The 18,973-nt window shown below is 46.4% G+C and carries 22 protein-coding genes; 21 read left to right on the forward strand and 1 reads right to left on the reverse strand.

From position 1 onward, the window contains the following. Positions 1-434, reverse strand: a 434-nt coding sequence (locus BR02_RS15705; RefSeq protein ID WP_207641039.1) for a histidine kinase N-terminal domain-containing protein, incomplete at its 3' end; no start/stop codon positions are given. 395 nt (positions 435-829) lie between these two features. Here BR02_RS15705 and BR02_RS0113385 point away from each other — a divergent pair. The 21 genes from BR02_RS0113385 (at position 830) to BR02_RS16070 (ending at position 18,845) form a co-directional block, all read left to right on the forward strand. Further along, a complete protein-coding gene (locus BR02_RS0113385; protein ID WP_031517910.1) occupies positions 830-1,540 on the forward strand; it encodes a Crp/Fnr family transcriptional regulator in 711 nt (236 codons plus the stop codon). 103 nt (positions 1,541-1,643) lie between these two features. Continuing rightward, positions 1,644-2,138 carry an acetolactate synthase small subunit gene (gene ilvN / locus BR02_RS0113390; protein ID WP_031517912.1) on the forward strand — a complete coding sequence of 165 codons (495 nt, stop codon included), beginning with the start codon at positions 1,644-1,646 and terminating at the stop codon, positions 2,136-2,138. Between the two features lie 75 nt (positions 2,139-2,213). Then, positions 2,214-2,480, forward strand: a complete 267-nt coding sequence (locus BR02_RS0113395) for a CopG family ribbon-helix-helix protein (protein ID WP_031517914.1) — start codon at positions 2,214-2,216, stop codon at positions 2,478-2,480. Then, positions 2,481-2,831 carry a type II toxin-antitoxin system PemK/MazF family toxin gene (locus BR02_RS0113400; protein ID WP_031517916.1) on the forward strand — a complete coding sequence of 117 codons (351 nt, stop codon included), beginning with the start codon at positions 2,481-2,483 and terminating at the stop codon, positions 2,829-2,831. 138 nt (positions 2,832-2,969) lie between these two features. Beyond that, on the forward strand, positions 2,970-3,689 hold the full coding sequence (locus tag BR02_RS0113405; protein WP_031517918.1) for a gamma-glutamyl-gamma-aminobutyrate hydrolase family protein: 720 nt from the start codon (positions 2,970-2,972) through the stop codon (positions 3,687-3,689). Between the two features lie 250 nt (positions 3,690-3,939). Next, positions 3,940-5,064, forward strand: coding sequence for an amidohydrolase (locus tag BR02_RS0113415; RefSeq protein ID WP_031517919.1), 1,125 nt, complete (start codon positions 3,940-3,942; stop codon positions 5,062-5,064). 63 nt (positions 5,065-5,127) lie between these two features. Continuing rightward, entirely contained in the window at positions 5,128-5,529 is a 402-nt protein-coding gene (locus BR02_RS0113425) for a response regulator (RefSeq protein ID WP_031517921.1), read from the forward strand. 218 nt (positions 5,530-5,747) lie between these two features. Beyond that, entirely contained in the window at positions 5,748-6,230 is a 483-nt protein-coding gene (gene tsaE / locus BR02_RS0113430; protein WP_031517923.1) for a tRNA (adenosine(37)-N6)-threonylcarbamoyltransferase complex ATPase subunit type 1 TsaE, read from the forward strand. Beyond that, on the forward strand, positions 6,217-6,939 hold the full coding sequence (gene tsaB / locus BR02_RS0113435) for a tRNA (adenosine(37)-N6)-threonylcarbamoyltransferase complex dimerization subunit type 1 TsaB (RefSeq protein ID WP_337999146.1): 723 nt from the start codon (positions 6,217-6,219) through the stop codon (positions 6,937-6,939). Before tsaE ends, tsaB begins: the two co-directional genes overlap by 14 nt. 10 nt (positions 6,940-6,949) lie before the next feature. Continuing rightward, positions 6,950-7,384 (forward strand): ribosomal protein S18-alanine N-acetyltransferase, encoded by a 435-nt coding sequence (rimI, locus tag BR02_RS0113440; RefSeq protein WP_031517927.1) that lies wholly within the window; start codon positions 6,950-6,952, stop codon positions 7,382-7,384. Positions 7,385-7,407: 23 nt separating this feature from the next. Then, positions 7,408-8,430, forward strand: coding sequence for a tRNA (adenosine(37)-N6)-threonylcarbamoyltransferase complex transferase subunit TsaD (gene tsaD, locus BR02_RS0113445; RefSeq protein ID WP_031517929.1), 1,023 nt, complete (start codon positions 7,408-7,410; stop codon positions 8,428-8,430). Between the two features lie 283 nt (positions 8,431-8,713). Beyond that, on the forward strand, positions 8,714-10,015 hold the full coding sequence (locus BR02_RS0113450) for a phenylacetate--CoA ligase family protein (RefSeq protein WP_031517931.1): 1,302 nt from the start codon (positions 8,714-8,716) through the stop codon (positions 10,013-10,015). 26 nt (positions 10,016-10,041) lie between these two features. Then, entirely contained in the window at positions 10,042-10,473 is a 432-nt protein-coding gene (locus BR02_RS0113455) for an ACT domain-containing protein (RefSeq protein ID WP_031517933.1), read from the forward strand. Between the two features lie 59 nt (positions 10,474-10,532). After that, positions 10,533-11,165, forward strand: a complete 633-nt coding sequence (locus BR02_RS0113460; protein WP_051688334.1) for a 5-formyltetrahydrofolate cyclo-ligase — start codon at positions 10,533-10,535, stop codon at positions 11,163-11,165. 118 nt (positions 11,166-11,283) lie between these two features. Continuing rightward, entirely contained in the window at positions 11,284-11,502 is a 219-nt protein-coding gene (tatA, locus tag BR02_RS0113465) for a twin-arginine translocase TatA/TatE family subunit (protein ID WP_031517937.1), read from the forward strand. A 40-nt stretch (positions 11,503-11,542) separates the two neighbouring features. Further along, the gene (gene fdnG, locus BR02_RS0113475) at positions 11,543-14,575 is read left to right on the forward strand and encodes a formate dehydrogenase-N subunit alpha (protein ID WP_084171059.1); all 3,033 of its coding nucleotides are present in this window, start codon (positions 11,543-11,545) and stop codon (positions 14,573-14,575) included. A gap of 12 nt (positions 14,576-14,587) precedes the next feature. Then, a complete protein-coding gene (locus BR02_RS0113480; protein WP_031517943.1) occupies positions 14,588-15,397 on the forward strand; it encodes a 4Fe-4S dicluster domain-containing protein in 810 nt (269 codons plus the stop codon). A 43-nt stretch (positions 15,398-15,440) separates the two neighbouring features. Beyond that, positions 15,441-16,577: an NrfD/PsrC family molybdoenzyme membrane anchor subunit gene (nrfD, locus tag BR02_RS0113485; RefSeq protein WP_031517944.1), complete on the forward strand. Its 1,137-nt coding sequence runs from the start codon at positions 15,441-15,443 to the stop codon at positions 16,575-16,577. 140 nt (positions 16,578-16,717) lie between these two features. After that, positions 16,718-17,536 carry a formate dehydrogenase accessory protein FdhE gene (locus tag BR02_RS0113490; RefSeq protein WP_031517945.1) on the forward strand — a complete coding sequence of 273 codons (819 nt, stop codon included), beginning with the start codon at positions 16,718-16,720 and terminating at the stop codon, positions 17,534-17,536. A 65-nt stretch (positions 17,537-17,601) separates the two neighbouring features. Beyond that, a complete protein-coding gene (gene tatC / locus BR02_RS0113495) occupies positions 17,602-18,357 on the forward strand; it encodes a twin-arginine translocase subunit TatC (RefSeq protein WP_031517946.1) in 756 nt (251 codons plus the stop codon). A 203-nt stretch (positions 18,358-18,560) separates the two neighbouring features. Next, positions 18,561-18,845, forward strand: a complete 285-nt coding sequence (locus BR02_RS16070; RefSeq protein ID WP_031517947.1) for a 4Fe-4S dicluster domain-containing protein — start codon at positions 18,561-18,563, stop codon at positions 18,843-18,845. Positions 18,846-18,973 lie beyond the last annotated feature (128 nt).

The following is an 18,973-nucleotide window of genomic DNA, read 5'->3' on the forward strand; positions in this document are numbered from 1 at the left end:
GAAGTGGCCAGTTCTTCAGTAACGGCCAAAACCTGCTGTGATGAGGACGATAAGGTTTGGGCCACCTCTGTTAGGGCCTCTTGGTTTTTCAAACTAATTCCCAAGTTTATAACACCAATAACTTCCCCTTGGCTGTTCTTGATGGGCACTGCGTTGGCTTTAAAGGCCGTGCCATAAGCCCCGCTGGGCCTGATGGAACGAATTGTTTCGCCGGTGCTAATGACCTTTGCAGCAGCCGATGCTTTTGGTATTTTTGTGCCCACCACATTATCACCCAAGGATACCTCTTTTCCGGGTATATAGGCCAGAAATTTTTCTGTGTCAGTGAGCAGCAGGAGACAATCCATAGGAATTAATTCCTTAATAAGTGGCAGTACTTTTTCCAATGCAATTAATTCTGAATATGTGAAGGTGCTATCTATATTAATCTCCATTTCCCCCCCTCCCAAATTAAGTATTGTTTACAATAACATATTATATAGGATAGGCACTGCAACATATGTAACCCCAGATACATATGTAATTGAAGATATCTAAACAATTAACTTCAGACCTGGTCCCAATCACCTGCACAGGTGCTATATTTATGTTAAAATCATCTTAAAGACAGGGTCATATTACCGCATACAAAAAAGTATGTGAAGGGAATACTTTACTTCTGCGGCCCGTCAAAGGCCCCATTTAAAATAGATTACGGAAAACCACTGGGGAACTGCCTGAAAAGGTTTCTCTTTTGCCTTTCTGTGATATATATATTGATACAATTATAAGCTGCCCGTAATTTAGAGATACTACAAGAGTTGAAAATATTTTTTTATGGAGGGATAATATGGAGGATGATAAGGTATTTCTATCCACTTCCCCTTGGGTTAAATCCCTGCTATTTGAGCCGGAAAGTATAAGTGCAGATGACCGGTCTTTTATAGATAGTATTGGCGTAAAAAAGTGTTATGCTAAGGGAACCTTAATTATAACCATGGGCAGCAGGGGTGAAAAAATGTACTTTCTCCATAAAGGCATGATTCGCTACTATATGTTGAGTGTAGAAGGTACAGAAAAACCGGTTATTTATGCCGCCGCAGGCTGCTTTGTGGGTGAGGAAGCATATTTTCACAACCAGCCTACCATTTACAATGCCATGGCCATGGAAAATGTGGAGGTGACGGAGATCAGCAGTAAATATCGGGAGGAAATTCTCTCCCGCACCGGTTTATCCCAGCTGTTGATCAGGTCATTGAGCATTAAAGCCCGCATACTGGCCCACCAAATAGAAGACTTGGCCTTTCGCAACACCACAGAAAAGCTCTCCCGTTTATTATACTGCCTCTGGCTGGAGTCCCGGGATGACAATGACAAGAATAAGGCCATTAAGGCAACCATTACCCAACAGGAACTGGCCTCCATCGCCGGCGCTCACCGGGTGTCTATAACCAATGCCATTTCCAAGCTTAAAAAAGACGGCATAATATCTACCGGCCGAGACGGGGCCATAGTGGTGGAAAAACCCGATAAATTAAGGGAATATGGCTTTTGGGTGTAAGTGTCAGGTATTCTGTATAGCAAAGTTATCTATGGTATGATAAAATATACACTGAATGTAGACAAGAATAATGAAGGCTAAAACCCTACAGGCAGGTGTAACCATGAAGTATAGTCTTGCGGTTTTGGTTATTAACAGGCCAGGTGTACTGGCACGGATTTCCGGACTGCTGTCCCGGCGGATGTTCAACATAGAAAGCATAGCCGCCGGTTTAACGGAAGACCCCGATATCACCCGTATTACGGTGGTGGTGAAGGGGGATGAGCAGGTGCTGGACCAGGTGATGAAGCAGTTGTCTAAACTGGTTGATGTAATTAAAATTTTGCGTATAGAGGGTCCGGACGCCATTAATCGTGAACTGGCCCTGATTAAGGTGCGGGCCAACCCCGATAAAAGATCGGACATAGTGGATATAGTTGAAATATTCCGGGCTAAAATTGTAGATGTAAGCCGTGAAACAATGGTGATCGAGTTGACCGGGGACGAGCAGAAAATTGATGCCCTCTGTGAGGTGTTGCGTGACCATGGTATTGTAGAAATGGTCCGCACCGGCAAAATTACCCTTTCCCGCAAATCAATAGCTGCTAAGGACGGCTAAAGGCGGTATCATAAAATTTACTTTTGTGTATATAATTAATACCATAGATGTTTTGGTACTAAGGGGGTATGTTGGGTGGATTACAAAAAAATAGAGGTGTGCTTACCCGACAATCTGGTAAATGAAATAGACGGGCTGGCCCAAAAGGAAGACATTGATCGGGCGGAGTTGGTGCGTAAAGCAATGTCGGCCTACATTAGGGAAAGAAAGCGTTGGTACTTAAGGGAACAAATGAAAATTGGCTATATGGAAATGGCTAACATAAACCTGCAGTTGGCCTTGGAACAAGCTAGGCTGGAAGCGGAAGCCGACGAGTACCTGCCCGCTGCGGAGGGTAACTAAATGCACATGAAGCGGGGGGACATTTTCTATGCCGATTTAAGCCCGGTGGTAGGTTCTGAACAAGGCGGTACTCGACCGGTGCTGATTTTACAAAATGATATTGGCAACCAGTACAGCCCCACCACCATTGTGGCAGCCATTACCTCTCAAATTGCCAAAGCCAAACTGCCCACACATGTGGAAATTAGCGGGGCTGTAAGTGGATTAAACAAGGATTCTGTGGTACTGCTTGAACAACTGCGTACCATTGATAAAAGCAGGCTGCAGCAGCGAGTGAGTTCATTAAATGATGAATTGATGGCAGAGGTTGCCAGGGCCATTGAAATAAGTTTGGGTTTAATTGAGCTATAGATAGAATAGGAACAGCGCAAATTTGCGTTGTTTTTTATTTTCCGGCAAGACAAGGATATGTTAAAGGCATAGGCAGGGGTCGCGGTGACCCATTGCTGCCGAAGGATAAGCCTAAAAGAGCGAAGAGAGGTGCTTAATTTGCTTAAACCGATAATAGGCATCAGCTGCTGCTATGATGAACCCCTTGGCCGCCTATGGCTTAATAAACCGTATGTGGAGGCGGTAATGGCTGCCGGGGGTATTGCGGTGGTGCTGCCGGTGCTAAATAAAAGCAGTGATATAGATGATATGTTAGAATTTTGCAGGGCAGTGATTTTGCCGGGCGGAGGGGATATAGATCCCCTTCTTTTTGGTGAAGAGCCGCAAGCTGCCAATGGAGAAATATGCCCTTACCGGGACGGTTTTGAGCTGGAACTGGCCCGACGGGCAATGGACAGGAATATACCCCTGCTTGGTATTTGCCGCGGAATGCAGGTGCTTAATGTGGCTGCCGGCGGAACTGTTTGCCAAGATATAACTAACCAAATAAAAAACCCCATAAAACACTTTCAACAGGCTCCCCGTTGGTACCCCACCCACACCCTTACACCGGTTGAAGGCACAAGGCTAGAAAAGATAATTGGTAGGGCTCCGGTAAAGGTAAACAGTTATCACCACCAAATGATAGGAAAAATAGGTGACCGGTTTAAAATATCCGCCTATGCCCCCGATGGAGTGGTAGAGGCCATAGAAGATCAAGATAATAATAAATTTATTGTGGGCGTACAGTACCATCCCGAAACAATGTGGAAAACCGATGCTAAAGCACTGGCCTTGTTTGAAAGTCTTGTGGAGTCCGCTAGGGTGGCACGGAAATGAAAAAACTTACAAAGGATATATATAATAAACCTAAATGTGAAAATAATCACATACAAGAGAAATGTGTCGATAATTAACGAAAAACAAGAAAAATCTAAAATATTTATCAACAAGGAGGAATTTGGACAAAACTAGCGAATATAGGCTTTTGAAACTGCAAATTGACATTGAAAAAAATTACTAAGGTTAATGAAAAGTATTGTCGAATATTGCAAAGCCGAATTAAGAATGTCTGGAGTGATAAGCTTTTATGCAGGCTTTAGTTGGGGGTACTGTTTATACCGTTACCAACGGGGTGATAGAAAATGGCACTGTATTGATAGACGGGGGCAAAATTATAGAGGTGGGTGAGAAGGTTGCCATACCGGCCGGCTGTACCCTTGTAGATGTTTCCGGTAAGAAGGTGTTTCCGGGCTTAATTGATGCCCACACACACCTGGGAATATTTGAGGAGGTATACCGCGTGGAAGGCAGCGACGGTAACGAAACCAGTGATCCGGTAACCCCTGAATTAAGGGCCGTAGATGCCATAAACCCCGGTGATGCCGCCTTTGCAGATGCCCTGTCCGGTGGGGTTACAACTGTGGTCATCGGGCCGGGCAGTGCCAATGTCATTGGTGGGGAAATGGTGGTTTTAAAAACCGCCGGTAATTTGGTGGATAAAATGGTGGTGAAAAAGGCCGGTATAAAGGCCGCCCTGGGGGAAAACCCCAAAAGGGTATATGGTGGCGATAAAAAGGCCCCCATAACCAGGATGGCAAACGCCTTGCTCTTGCGCCGGGCCCTGGCAGAGACAATTAACTTTATAGAAAAAAAATCAAATGAACGCAACTTGAAATTAGAAGCTTTGGTGCCTGTTATTGAAGGTAAACTGCCCTTGAGGATACATGCCCACCGGGCCGACGATATTGCCACTGCTGTCCGCATTGCCAAAGAATTCAATATTAAAATTACCATTGAGCATTGCACAGAGGGCTATAAGGTGGCGGATTTACTGGCTGAAAACAATATACCTGTCGTCATCGGGCCCATTATTACCAACCGCGCCAAGGTGGAGTTGCAGGGGGTCAGTCTCCAAAATGCTGCGGCACTGCATGCCGCAGGAGTAAAGTTTGCTATTATGACAGATCATCCGGAAGTACCAATCCACTACTTATCATTGTCGGCAGCACTGACATTGCGGGCCGGCTTACCTGAGGAGGAAATGCTTAAAGCCATAACCATCAATGCCGCGGAAATATTGGGCTTAGAAGACCGTTTGGGAAGCATAGAGGCTAATAAGGATGCCGACCTAATAGTGACGAATTACCCACTGTATGACATTCGCTGTCAAGTGGAACAGCTTTATATACAAGGGGAGAGAGTTAATTGGTAATTAGAAAAAAGCCGGCAATTAGCAGTATATATATAAAACGCCTGGGGGTTGGAGGTATTTCTTATGAAAAAGAATAAGTTTAAAATACTGGTGGTAGATGACCAACCCGGATTGAGATACTTAATGGAGGTTATCCTGCGAGAGACCGGTCATCAAACCCAAACCGCTGAAAATGGTTTAGATGCCCTTGAAAAGGCTCGTCATTTTAAGCCGGATTTGGTGTTCATGGATATAAGAATGCCGGTAATGGATGGTTTGGAGGCGCTGGGTAAAATTAAAATTATGCTGCCTAACACAGAAGTAATTATGATGACTGCCAATAGTACAGAGGATTCCTTCAGTACGGCCATGCAAAAGGGGGCCTTTAAATGTATGGCCAAACCCTTTGACGTGGAGGATATTAGAAAAACCATTGATGAATTTATCTGGGAAAAGGAAAAAACCAGTGATACCTTCGCCTTGTAAGGGCCAACCTGTTACAAGTAAATACTTTTGGTTAAAAGAGTGCCATAGGGTACTCTTTTAATAATTATTTATAAGGGGTTTTCCCATAGATGCCGTCACTGTGGTATTATTGGTATGTTATTTTTTCTCGGCTCTGTTTATAATAAACATAGTATTGACCAGGGCCGGATTATCCTCTGTGGCATGGAAGCTTAGGGAAATAATTATTTAGGTAAGGGATGTTAGCGATGAATGTATTAACAACAAATTCAGCGGAAGAGACAAGGCAGGTAGGGGTTTTACTGGGAAGATTATTTGAACCGGGGGATATTTTATGCATGTATGGGGATTTGGGAGCAGGGAAAACTGCCTTATCCCAAGGGGTGGCCCTGGGTTTGAATGTTAACGAACATGTAACCAGTCCTACTTTTACCTTGATTAACGAATATCAAGGCAGAATCCCCTTATATCACATGGATGTGTACCGGCTGGGGGGGCCCGATGAGATGGACGACCTGGGCTATGAGGAATATTTCTACGGTGACGGGGTGACCTTGGTGGAATGGGCCAACCTGGTGAAGGAAGCCTTGCCCGCTGAAAGGCTGGATCTGCAGATAATTAAACGGGGGGATAATGAACGCCTGTTAAGGTTTATTCCCTGGGGCAAAAGATATAATATATTAGTTGAGGAGTTGTTAAAACTTGTACGTGCTGGGGATTGAAGCGGCTACGCCGGTGGCCGGTGTAGCAGTGATAGATGAAAAAAAGGTGCTGTCTGAAAGGTTTGTCAATAATAAACGAACCCACTCCGTTAATTTACTGCCAATGGTAAAGGCAGCCATTGAGGAGGCCGGTATAAATAAAGAAGAGTTGGCTTGTATTGCGGTGTCTGCCGGGCCGGGTTCATTTACCGGTTTGCGTATCGGCATGACCACCGCAAAAACCCTGGCTCAAGTATGGAATATACCGGTGGCGGCGGTGCCCACCTTAGATGCCCTGGCTTATTCCTTGGCGGGATACAAGGGTTTGATTTGTCCCATTTTAAATGCCAGAAAAAATGAAGTCTATGCGGCGGTCTACAGGGGAAGACCGGGGGAACTGGAGCGGTTGGCCGGCCCCATGGCTGTTTCCTGCGGTGAGCTTATGGAAGAGCTAAAAAAATGGACAGATGATGTTTTGTTTTTAGGTGACGGAATAGATCTATATCGGGAGCAACTGTTGCAGGAACTGGGTGAAAGAGTATTTTTTGCTCCCAGGGCAGTGGCCCTGCCCCGGGGTGCAGTGGTGGCAGAACTTGGTTTGGAAATGTATAAAAGGCAAAGGGTGGCCTCCCCCCTGGAGGTTACGCCGGAGTACATTCGCCCCTCGGAGGCAGAGGTGAAGTGGGCTGAAAAACAAAAAGCCGGTGGTAAATGTGGCTGCGGAAATTAGTTATACTGAGATGAAATTAGAACACCTGCCGGGTGTGCTGGTTATTGAGGAGTTGTCATTTTCAACCCCCTGGTCCCATCATGCCTTTTCATATGAAATACTACATAATAATTTTAGCTGCTACCTTGTGGCTTTAATAGGGCAGCGGGTGATTGGCTATGCGGGCATGTGGCTGGTGCTGGATGAGGCCCATGTGACTAATATTGCGGTGCACCCGGACTTTCGCAACAAAAAGGTGGGGCGGGGGCTCATGCTAAACCTTTTGGCCCATGCGGTGGCAAAGGGTGCCACAAGGATGACCTTGGAAGTGCGCCCTTCAAACACCAGGGCCTTAAGTCTGTATAAGGGCTTGGGCTTTAAAAGGAAGGGTATAAGAAAAAAGTACTATACCGATAATGACGAAGATGCCATTATCATGTGGAAAGAGGACTTGGTTCAAGGTTAATTTAGAGTTAGGTGGTTGAAAAATTGAGTGTAACTATACTGGGTATTGAAACTTCCTGTGACGAAACTTCCGCTGCGGTAATAGTGGACGGAGTGACCGTCAAATCAAACATTATTGCCTCCCAGGTGGAGCTGCACCGGAAATTTGGCGGTGTTGTTCCTGAGGTGGCCTCCCGCAAGCATTTGGAGCTGATTAACCATGTTGTGCTGGAGGCCCTGCAGCAGGCGGAAATAACCCATAAAGAAATAGATGCGGTGGCGGTGACCTACGGCCCAGGCCTGGTGGGAGCCCTGCTGGTGGGTGTGGCGGCAGCCAAAGCGATGGCCTATGGTTTGCAGCTGCCCCTAATTGGCGTCAATCATATTGAAGGGCACATTTATGCCAACTTTCTTCACCGGCCCCATTTGGAATTCCCATCCCTGTGCCTGGTGGCATCGGGAGGCCACTCTGACCTGGTGCTGATAGAGCGCCACGGCAGTTACAGGTTACTGGGCCGTACCCGGGATGATGCTGCCGGCGAGGCCTTTGACAAGGTGGCCAGGGCATTGGGCCTAGGCTATCCCGGCGGGCCCCTAATAGACAAATTGGCACGGGAAGGTGACCCCGCAGCCATTGCCATGCCCAGGGCTTACCTGGAGGAGGGCAGCTTAGACTTTAGTTTCAGCGGTTTAAAGTCTGCGGTGCTAAATTACTTAAATAGGGCACGGCAAAAGGGTTTAAAGGTAGACAAAGCCGATCTGGCAGCAGGTTTTCAACAGGCGGTTGTGGATGTGTTGGTGGATAAAACTGTCCTTGCTGCCCAAAAACACAAGGTAAAAACGGTGATGTTAGCGGGGGGAGTGGCGGCAAACAGTCAGCTGCGAAGGCAACTGCAAGGGGCAGCCCGGCAGCATAACATGCAAGTAACTTACCCACCGCCGGTGCTCTGTACCGATAACGCCGCCATGATTGCCTGTGCAGGCTACTACAAATACCTACGGGGCGATTTTGCCCCCCTGACCCTAAACGCCGTACCGGGGCTTGGCTTAGGGGCAGATAAATACTAATATTTATAACTGACATATAATTCACATTTTCCCACCGTCTTGTGGATGTTTGGTTGTGGATAATGTTGATAAGTCTGTGTATAACTTGAGAATAAAGGGGTTAATTTGTGGGTTTTTGTCCGAACACTGATCAATAGGGATCAAAATTAGGTAGTTTACAGCCGGCCACAGCCGGCAGCCGGTGATTTTTTTAATCTTTTGCCTTGGCCGGGCAGGGAACAAAATACTTTGTGTTGAATAAAGCATATTTATGTATCATAAATATGCAGGGAGGTTAGTGCGGATGTATTGGCAAGAAAAGTATGAAACCATGTCCCGGGAGGAACTGAGGGAATTACAGTTTACCCGTCTCAAAGCGCTGGTTGAGCGATTATATAACCAGGTGCCCTTTTATAAAGAGCGCTTTAAAGAAAAGGGCATTCTTCCCGGGGACATAAAAAGTTTGGAAGATTTAAAACACCTGCCCTTCACCACCAAGCAGGATTTGCGAGATACCTACCCCTTTGGTATGTTTGCGGTACCCATGGAGCAGGTTCTTCGCTTACACGCGTCAAGCGGTACAACCGGTAAGCCCATCGTTGTCGGTTATACAAAAGAGGATTTAGAAACCTGGGGTCATCTGGTGGCTCGCTGTCTAAAGATGGTGGGAGCCTCCCCAAAGGATGTGGTACAAAATGCCTACGGCTATGGCCTGTTTACCGGCGGCTTAGGTATTCACTACGGTACAGAAATATTGGGTGCCACCGTGGTGCCCATATCCGGCGGAAATACCGACCGGCAATTGATGTTAATGCAAGACTTTGGTACCACTGTGCTTACCTGTACTCCAACCTATGCCCTATTCTTGGCAGAAGAAGCCCATGCCGGCAGGGTGGACTGGGATCGCATAAAATTAAAAATTGGTATATTCGGGGCGGAGCCATGGTCTGACGCCATGCGCAAACAGTTGGAGGAAAGATGGAATATTAAAGCCATTGACATATACGGCTTGTCTGAGGTGCTGGGCCCGGGGGTTGCCTGTGAGTGCTTGCACCAAAACGGCCTACACGTCTTTGAAGACCATTTTATTCCGGAGATAATTGATCCCGATACCCTGGAGCCGCTTCCTTTTGGCCAAAAGGGGGAATTGGTTTTCACCTCTTTAACAAAGGATGCTTTTCCTGTGCTGCGTTACCGCACCAAGGACATATCCGTACTTTATGCTGACAAATGCGACTGCGGCCGCACCCACATACGGATGGAGCGGATCACCGGACGCACCGATGACATGCTTATCATTCGGGGCGTAAACGTTTTCCCCAGTCAAGTGGAAAGTGTTTTATTGGAATTTGGCGAGACAGAACCCCACTACCTACTGGTGGTTGACCGTAGGGGTAGCATGGATGATTTGGAAATCAGGGTGGAAGTTTCCGAAAAAATGTTTTCAGACAAGGTGCGGGGCTTAGAGGACTTAGAAAAACGTCTTCGGGCCAGAATACTTAGCGTCTTAGGCATTTCGGCCAAAATAAAGCTGGTGGAACCTAAATCAATACCCAGAAGTGAAGGAAAGGCTAAGCGCATCATAGATAAACGTTTAATGGAATAATGCACCATAAAAAGGGAGGGAAAACAATGAAGGTACAACAAATATCCGTCTTCTTGGAAAACAAGAGCGGTCGTCTGGCCCGGGTAACTGAGGTGCTGGGAGAGAACGGTATTAATATTAGGGCGCTCTCCATAGCAGATACCACTGATTTTGGTATACTGAGACTAATTGTTGATGACCCCGAAAAGGCCGTTCCGGCACTTAAAAAGGGCGGTTTTGTGGTCAGTACCACCGATGTACTGGCTGTGGAAGTGGATGATAAACCGGGTTCTTTAAGTGAAGCAATGCGTTTGCTGGAACAGGCAGCCATAAACATTGAGTATTTATATGCTTTTGTGCAAAAGAATCCCCAAAAGGCACTGGTGGTATTTAGGGTTGAACAGGTGGATCAAGCTATCCGTGTATTGCAGGATAACGGTGTTACCCTAATGCCCAGCCAAGAGGTTTATAAAATGTAATTATAATATTTCCCCCTGCTTGGGGGAATATTTTTTACTGGCAGCATATTATAAAAATATTGACAGACAATTTTGTAAAAATAGAACTTTTCAAAGCAGGATTTCCCATGAATAAGGTAGAAGTAAGAAAATTAGTTTTAAGAAGAAGAGAATCAATGTCGCCGGGCGAGGTTATGTGCAATAGTGAAAGAGTAAAGACTAACCTCTTTGCTTTACCGATTTTTCAAAAATCTCAAGTGGTAATGGCCTATATGTCCTTCAGAAACGAGGTGGCCACCGAGCAAATAGTAAAACAAATGCTGGATCAAGGGAAGAAAGTGGCTATTCCAAGTGTTAATAAAGAACACCGTCTTATGGTACCTTCTCTGGTGACAAATATTTACAGCGATCTAGTCCCTGGCTGCTATGGTATACTGGAACCGAAGCCGTCATCGGTAAAGCCTGTCAAGCATAGTGACATTGATGTGGTTCTGGTGCCCGGTGTTGCCTTTGACCCCAAAGGCAACCGCCTGGGTTATGGAGGGGGGTACTACGATCGTTTTTTGTCCCGATGCAGAGCCGACGCAGTTTTTATAGCCCTCTGTTATCAATTTCAAGTGTTAGACGATCTGTCTCAAATAATTGAGGAACATGACCAAAGGGTACATTACTTGGTAACTGACAGCGAAGTGATTAATATCAAAGTCCTGTAATTAAATTATTAAATCCGGGTAATATTTGGCTGTTATAAGAATATTTAACTACTATAACGGCTTTTCGTAGTTTACCGAGGTTACCAGGTTAAATTTATTTTTGAAAGGAGGGGGAATTATGGGTACAGGATTGCTTCAACCAATGCATATCCTACTGATCTTAATTGTAGTATTGATTATCTTTGGCCCCGGTAAACTACCTGATGTGGGCAAAGCCATAGGCAAATCAATACGCGAATTTAAAAGTGCCACTGCGGGAGATGATCCTAAAAAGGATGATCCCCAGAAGGCTGAAGCAAAGCCCAATAAAGATACTGACGTAACCGATACTAAATAGCAACCTAAGGATGGTATCCAGAGGGGGGTTGGAATTTTATATGAGTAAATTAAGCAGGCGCGAGTTTCTTAGAAATATAGGTCTGGGCACTGCCGGCTTATCATTGTTCGCCGCACCGGCGGCAATGGCGGCAGAGTCACAGGCCATAGATAACAGTGGTTTAAATACAAAAATTACAAAATTAAAAGAAACCTATACAGTTTGTGCTTACTGTGGATGTGGTTGTGGAATATTGTTATACCATGATGACCAGTTTATTGTTTTCGCAGAAGGTGATCCCGATCACCCAATTAACCAAGGAACACTTTGTACCAAGGGAAATGCCATTATAGATGCTTATAATATTATAGATAAAGAGGGCAGTAGAGCAATCAATCCCAAGCGTATTACCAAGCCTCTCTACCGTGCTCCCGGAAGCACCCAGTGGCAAGAGATTAGCTGGGATGAGGCATTGAGTGAAGTAGCCAAAAGAATTAAAGAAACCCGTGATAAAACCTTTGAAGAAAAGGACGAAAAGGGTGTTACAGTTAACAGAACAACTGCCATAAATACACTGGGCAGTGCTTCCCTGGACAACGAAGAAAACTATTTGCTTCATAAAATGTTTAGGGCCTTGGGCATTGTAAACATTGAACACCACGCCCGTCTCTGACACTCCTCCACAGTGGCCGGTCTGGCCAACACTTTTGGACGGGGTGCAATGACAAATCACTTTATAGATTATAAAAACTCTGATGTATTTTTAATGATTGGCTCCAATGCAGCGGAGGCCCACCCACAGGCCATGCGGTGGATTGGGATAGCAAAAGCCACTAAAGGTGCCAAGCTGATAGTGGCAGATCCCCGGGTAACAAAGTCTTCTTCCCATGCAGATCTGCATGTGAGACTTCGTCCCGGTACCGATATTGCTTTTCTGCTGGGCATGATCAACTATGCCATAAAAAACAACCTTTATCACAGGGAGTATGTGGTTAACTATACCAATGCCAGTTATTTAATTAACCCGGAATTTGGCTATAAGGACGGGCTCTTTTCCGGTGCCGGCGAGATTGACGGTAAATTCAAATACGACAAGACCACCTGGCAATACCAAAAGGATGGGGAGACCATTCGCAAAGACCCCACCCTGCAGCATCCCAACTGTGTATTCCAGTTATTGAAGGAACATGTGGCCCCTTATGACGTTAAAACCGTGTGCAGCGTTACCGGCATACCGGAGGAGGTATTCCTCAAGGCCTGTGAGACCTACTGTTCCACAGGGGCTGCCAATAAAGTAGGCAACGTTATTTATGCCATGGGCATTACCCAATCCACCCACGGTTCCCAAAACGTCCGTGCAATTGCCATGCTGCAGTTGCTCTTGGGCAACATGGGCCGTCCCGGCGGCGGCGTTAACGCCCAGCGCGGTGAGTCAAACGTGCAAGGCTCCACTGACATGGCTATGTTAAGCCATTTGCTGCCGGGCTATCTCGGAGTGCCTGATGCCACAAAACATGCCACACTGCAGGACTATATTGATGTGGAGACTCCGGCTTCAGGCTACTGGCAGAACAAGCCTAAGTTTTTAATCAGCCTCTTAAAGGCCTTTTACGGTGATAAGGCCACGGCGGCCAATGATTTCGGCTTTGATTGGTTGCCAAAGGTTGACGGTAAAAACCGCACCCATATTAAATGCTTCGAGTACATGTTGAATGGCGAAATTGAAGGTTTAATTGCCTGGGGTCAGAACCCCGCTGTGGGTAGCCCTTCCGGAGCAATGGTGCGCAAGGCAATGGAAAAACTGAAGTGGATGGTTGTGGTTGACATGTTTGAAACGGAAACTGCTGCCTATTGGCATGCTCCCGGCGTTGACCCCACAACCATAGACACTGAATGCTTCTTCTTACCGGCCGCTTTCTCCTATGAAAAAGAAGGTACTGTAAGCAATAGCGGACGCTGGATTCAGTGGCGCTATGAAGCCGTAAAGCCACCCGGTGAGGCAAGGAGTGACTTGTGGATAGCCGACGAGTTATTTAAAGCTATTCGTAAGGAATATCAAAAGGGCGGCGTCTTCCCCGATCCCATCTTAAATATGAATTGGGATTACGCCAGTGACGATCCGCTACACCCGGATATTGAAAAGGTGGCTGTTGAAATTAACGGTTACCTGGTTTCCTCCGGCGAACGGCTGACCACCTTTGGTCAGTTAACTGACGACGGTGCAACCGCTTGTGGCAACTGGCTCTTTGCCGGTTACTATGCAATAGACCCTGAACAGGGTGTTCCCAATTGTAAGAGACGCAGCCTAGAAGATGACGGCCTGGGCAATTTTTCAAAATTTTCTTATTGTTGGCCCATAAATCGCCGTATTCTCTATAATCGCTGCTCGGCAGATATAAACGGTAATCCTTGGGATCCTGACTTGCCGCTGTTTAAGTGGGACGGCAGCAAGTGGATTTCCCGGGACGTTCCTGACTTTAATGTCAATGTTGAGCCGCAGGTATCGGGAGCGGCGCCCTTTATCATGAATCCTGAGGGTATTGGCAGGTTCTTTGCCGAAGGAATGGTAGATGGGCCCATGCCGGTACACTACGAGCCCTTTGAAAGCCCCATTAATAATTTGCTATCAAAGCAACAGGTTAACCCCTGCGCAGTGGTGCTTGGCGGAGAATGGGCTAAATTTGCTAAGATCGGGGATGCTGACTACCCCATTATTGCTACCACCCACCGTTTGGTTGATCACTATCAAAGCGGTGCAGTTACCCGCCATATGCCTACATTGGCGGAAATTGCCCCGTGGATGTTTGTAACCATTTCTCCTAAGTTAGCTGCAGAAAAGGGCATTCAGCCGGGGGATGAAGTTATAGTTGAGACAGTACGCGGCAGCATTAAGTGTAAGGCCTCGATATTGCCTATTTGCAAGCCCTTTATTATTGACGGTAAAGAAGTTGAGTTTGTTGGAATGCCCTGGCACTGGGGTTATCAAGGTTATGGCACTGGGGCTATAGCCAATGATATTACCTCGGCGGTGGGGGATCCAAACACGAGTATACCGGAATATAAGGCATTTATGTGCAATATCAGAAAGGCCTAGGAGGTGTTAATAATGTCTAAAGGCGTACTGGTTGATGTAACTAGATGTATCGGTTGTAAGGCCTGTCAAACTGCCTGTAAGCAATGGAACGACATGCCTTCAAGTATACCGGAGTTTGATAATAACTTGGGTCACCCGGCAAAGACTAACGGCTATACTTGGACCACAGTCTACCACCGGGTTGTTGAGAAGGATAATCAAGATGTAATTCGCACCACTAAGTTTCAGTGCATGCACTGCCTGGATCCGGGATGTGTATCAGCATGTTTCTCCAGGGCCTTCCAAAGGGATCCTAAAACCGGAGCAGCAGTGTATCATCCACACCTGTGTGTGGGTTGCCGTTACTGTATGTTGGCTTGTCCCTTTAATGTTCCGAAGTATCAATGGGACAAAGTGTTCCCGCTGGTATCAAAGTGCCAGTTCTGTTTTGACCCCAAGGGTAAATACGACCGTGTGGGGCATGGCCAGGCGCCCGCCTGTGTTTCCACCTGCCCAACCCAGGCACTGATGTTTGGTGAACGGGAAGAAATGCTTCAAGAGGCGTGGAACCGCATTAACAGTAATCCTAACTACATCAAGCATGTGTATGGCGAGAAAGAGGCCGGTGGCACTGCCTGGATGTATATTTCCGATGTGCCCTTTGAAGAATTGGGATTGCGTGCCGATGTAACCGAGCGTCCAATCCCACAATATTCCCACGAGTTCTTAAAGTATACACCACCGGTGATTGTTGCCTGGGGTGGTTTGCTCAGTGCCATGTATTTCTACACCAAACGTCGTAAGGATGTGGCCGCTGAAAAGGATAAGGGCTTTAAAGCCTAATGCGGTTAAAGAAAACAGATTATTTTGATACTAGGGGGGTTGAATGATGTCAGCTCAAAAATGGAGCTTTAGGATAACCCCGGTGAGAATGCTGCTGCTTTTATTGGCGCTGCTTGCTGCAGCCATTGCCGTTTACCGCTTAGTGACGGGGTTAGGAAGTGCAACAAATCTTAATGACGAGTGGCCTTGGGGTCTGTGGATCGGTTTTGACGTGTTAACAGGGGTTGCCCTGGCCGGCGGCGGGTACAGCGTTGCCCTCATTGCCCATATTTTGCATATTGAGAAGTTTAATGCCATTGCTCGCAGTGCCATGCTTACATCACTGTTGGGCTACCTGTTGGTAATGATTGGTTTATTCCTGGACATCGGTCAGTGGTTCAACTTCTGGCGTCCCTTTGTATCTTGGGGTTACCACTCCGTGCTGTTCGAGGTATTCTGGTGCGTATCGCTGTATACCACTGTGCAAGTACTTGAGTTTGGTGAAATCGCCACCGAGAAGGTGGTAAAGCCCCTGCACAAGTTCTTTGCCAAGGCCATGCCCTTCCTGTTAATTGTCGGTGTGCTTTTACCCACCTTGCACCAGTCTTCACTGGGCGCTCTGTACCTGACACAGGTTGGTAAATTGCACCCGCTGTGGTGGTCACCCTATATTGGGCTCTTCTTCTTAATGTCATCCTTCTTTGTGGGCCCGGCCATGGTTACGGTGGAAACATCCTTAGCCGGTAGGGCCTATAATCACTGGATAGATACTAAGATTTTGCGCAGCCTGCAGAGAATTGGTTTCACTGTCATGCTCATGTATTTGGCCCTGAAGATATTTGACCTTACCAGCCGGGATGCCTGGCAGTATGTGTTTGCCGGCGGCCTGGAGTCGAATATGTTCATCTTGGAGATGGCAGTGGGTGTGCTGATACCGCTGGTTATCTTCTTTACCGCCTGGGGCAAAACCAGGGCCGGTTTAACCACCGCCGGTGCCATGGTAGCTATCGGTGTCATAATAAACCGGATGAACGTGGTAATAACCGGCATGATCGGTTACAGTGGAGCCGGATATGCCCCTTCCTGGATGGAGTGGATGGTTACCATCGGTTTAGTGGCAGGCGGTATGCTGGCTTACTGTTTCATCTGCGATAACTTCCGCATATTAGAGCACGAGGATGAACAACATAAAGCTGCATAAACTGACAGAAGTTTGGCTTGCGCCCAGCCTTTTTGAGGCCAGGCGCAAGCCTTTGATATGTATAGCAAAATATGAATTCTTATATCTATACAAGGATAATCTTATATAATATAGCTTTTACAATAAAGGGGGCTGCCCTAATGGAATTTATGCCGATGGATAAAAGCAAACTGGCAAATTTTTACCTTGACCTGCAGGATGTGGAGGAGAAGATTAACTCCATGGAATGGAAGTTAGACCTCCCCCAGGGAGTTAAGGACAAATGGGAGCGGGGCCTTCCTGTATTTAGTGAATTACAAGTCCGGGCAGATGAAGACCTGGTTCATGAAATGCTACAAAGGGTAGTTGAGTCCTGCCGGAAATGGCAGATCGGTCCCCAAACTATCCCCGCTGATACCGGGTCCATAATTGCAAATATGACTAAAGAAGAAAAGATTTCCTTGGCCGCTGCCATAATAAGCAATGATAATACCGCAAAGGAATCCTGGCGCAAAAAACTGAATTTATCGGAAGAAATGATGGAGTTTTTGGTGCTCAATACGGCCAGGCCCTTTTTAAAAGGTTTTGCAGCCCAGGTTTTGAGTCAACTGAAGGTGGAGAACTGGAACAAGGGCTATTGTCCCGTATGTGGAGACAGTCCCTCAATGTCGCGTTTAGCGGGAAAGTACGGCGTCAGAATGCTTCACTGCGGGCGCTGTGAAACTGAATGGCGCTATGCCCGGGTTGGCTGTCCCTTTTGCGGCACCACCGATGCTTCTCAATTATCCTTTATTACCGCTGATGATTACAAGCAGTACAGGCTCTACCTCTGTGAACAATGTAAAAGTTACTTGAAAACTGTTGACGAGCGGCACTGTGCTGAAGTAGACTTATTTTGTGAAGATCTGGCCACCGCCGACTTCGACAGGCTTGCTCTTAAGGAGGGATATCGGCGGGGCGATAAGCGCTATCGCGCCTAAATTCATTTACTACTTGTAAGACAGAAAGGGGGTCGTTAACGATATCTAATAAAAATGAAACAGATATGACTGTGGTTGAACACCTAGAAGAGCTAAGACGGGTAATAATTATTTCATTCGTTGCGACCTTTATAATGGCAGTGGTATGCCTGGTATTTGCAGATCGTGTCTTAGAGATATTGTTAGATCCGGTCACCAGAACCGGCAACCAGATGGTGTATATCGGCCTTACCGAGGCACTGATTACGAAAATTTTAATTTCTATTTTCCTCGGTTTTTTGGCAGCACTGCCGGTGATTTTGTGGCAGTTTTGGGGCTTTATTATCCCGGCCCTGCATAAAATTGAGCGAATTTACTTCACAATATTTATCGCCCTATCATATATATTGTTTATTGCCGGCATTGGCTTTGGTTTTTTCGGCGTCTATGGCCTGGGTGTGAAGTTTCTGTTAGGATTTGGGGGCGAAGAACTGCTGCCAATGATTACCATTGGCAAGTATGTTTCCTTCACCTTAATGTTCCTCATGCCCTTTGGACTGGTGTTTGAATTGCCCTTGGCTGCCTTCTTTTTGTCTAAACTTGGCTTTTTAACCTATAAATTCATGATTAAAAGCAGGAAATACGCCATCTTGATTTCGGTGATAATCTCCGCAGCCATTGTGCCCACCCCTGATATGCTGACACCGCTTTTGATGGCAACGCCCATGTACTTGCTCTACGAATTCAGCGCGCAAATTGTCAGGTTTGTGGAGTGGCAAAGGCGGCGTAAAGCCAAAAAAGAGGCGGAAAAGGAAGGGCGTACCCTGGAAGAAGATGAATAAAGGTGTGAAAAGGTTGGTAAGATTTTACTCTTACCAACTTTTTTGTTTCTAAAGAGTAGCGGCTGAACTTTGTTACAAAAATTACATAAAATTTTCATATTTTAAAAGGGCTTTTTTAATTTATGGCGAAATAAATAAATAGTAAAATAGTTACAAAAACTCTGATACCCTGGGGGTATAAAATAAAAAAGGAGGAGTTGCAAATGGCTAAACCTGCCAAGGATGTTGTTGTGAAATTAGGGGATGTAGAATTCACGGTGCCTGCCGGTAGCAAGGTTTTGGATGCAGCGGCTGTTGCCGGCGTTACTATTCCGGAGTTGACCATTAACCCGGAAAGCTGTAAAGGCTGCGGCCTGTGCGCAAAGGTATGCCCCTCCGGTGCAATTACAGGCGAAAAGAAAGAGGTGCACGTACTGGATGCCGGTAAATGTGAAAGATGTGGCGAATGCTTGGCCAAGTGTAAGCTGGGCTCCATCGTGCCGGCATAATAGCATATAATACATAAAAACCAGGCCTTTGGGCCTGGTTTTTTTAAACCCTTTTACCCTGTTAAAGGATGGAAGGATAAGCCTTCCGCCACCTGGACAAGACCCTTGGACCTTATTTGGGGGTCTTC

This window comes from Desulfofalx alkaliphila DSM 12257, assembly GCF_000711975.1.
GTDB lineage: Bacteria > Bacillota > Desulfotomaculia > Desulfotomaculales > Desulfohalotomaculaceae > Desulfofalx > Desulfofalx alkaliphila.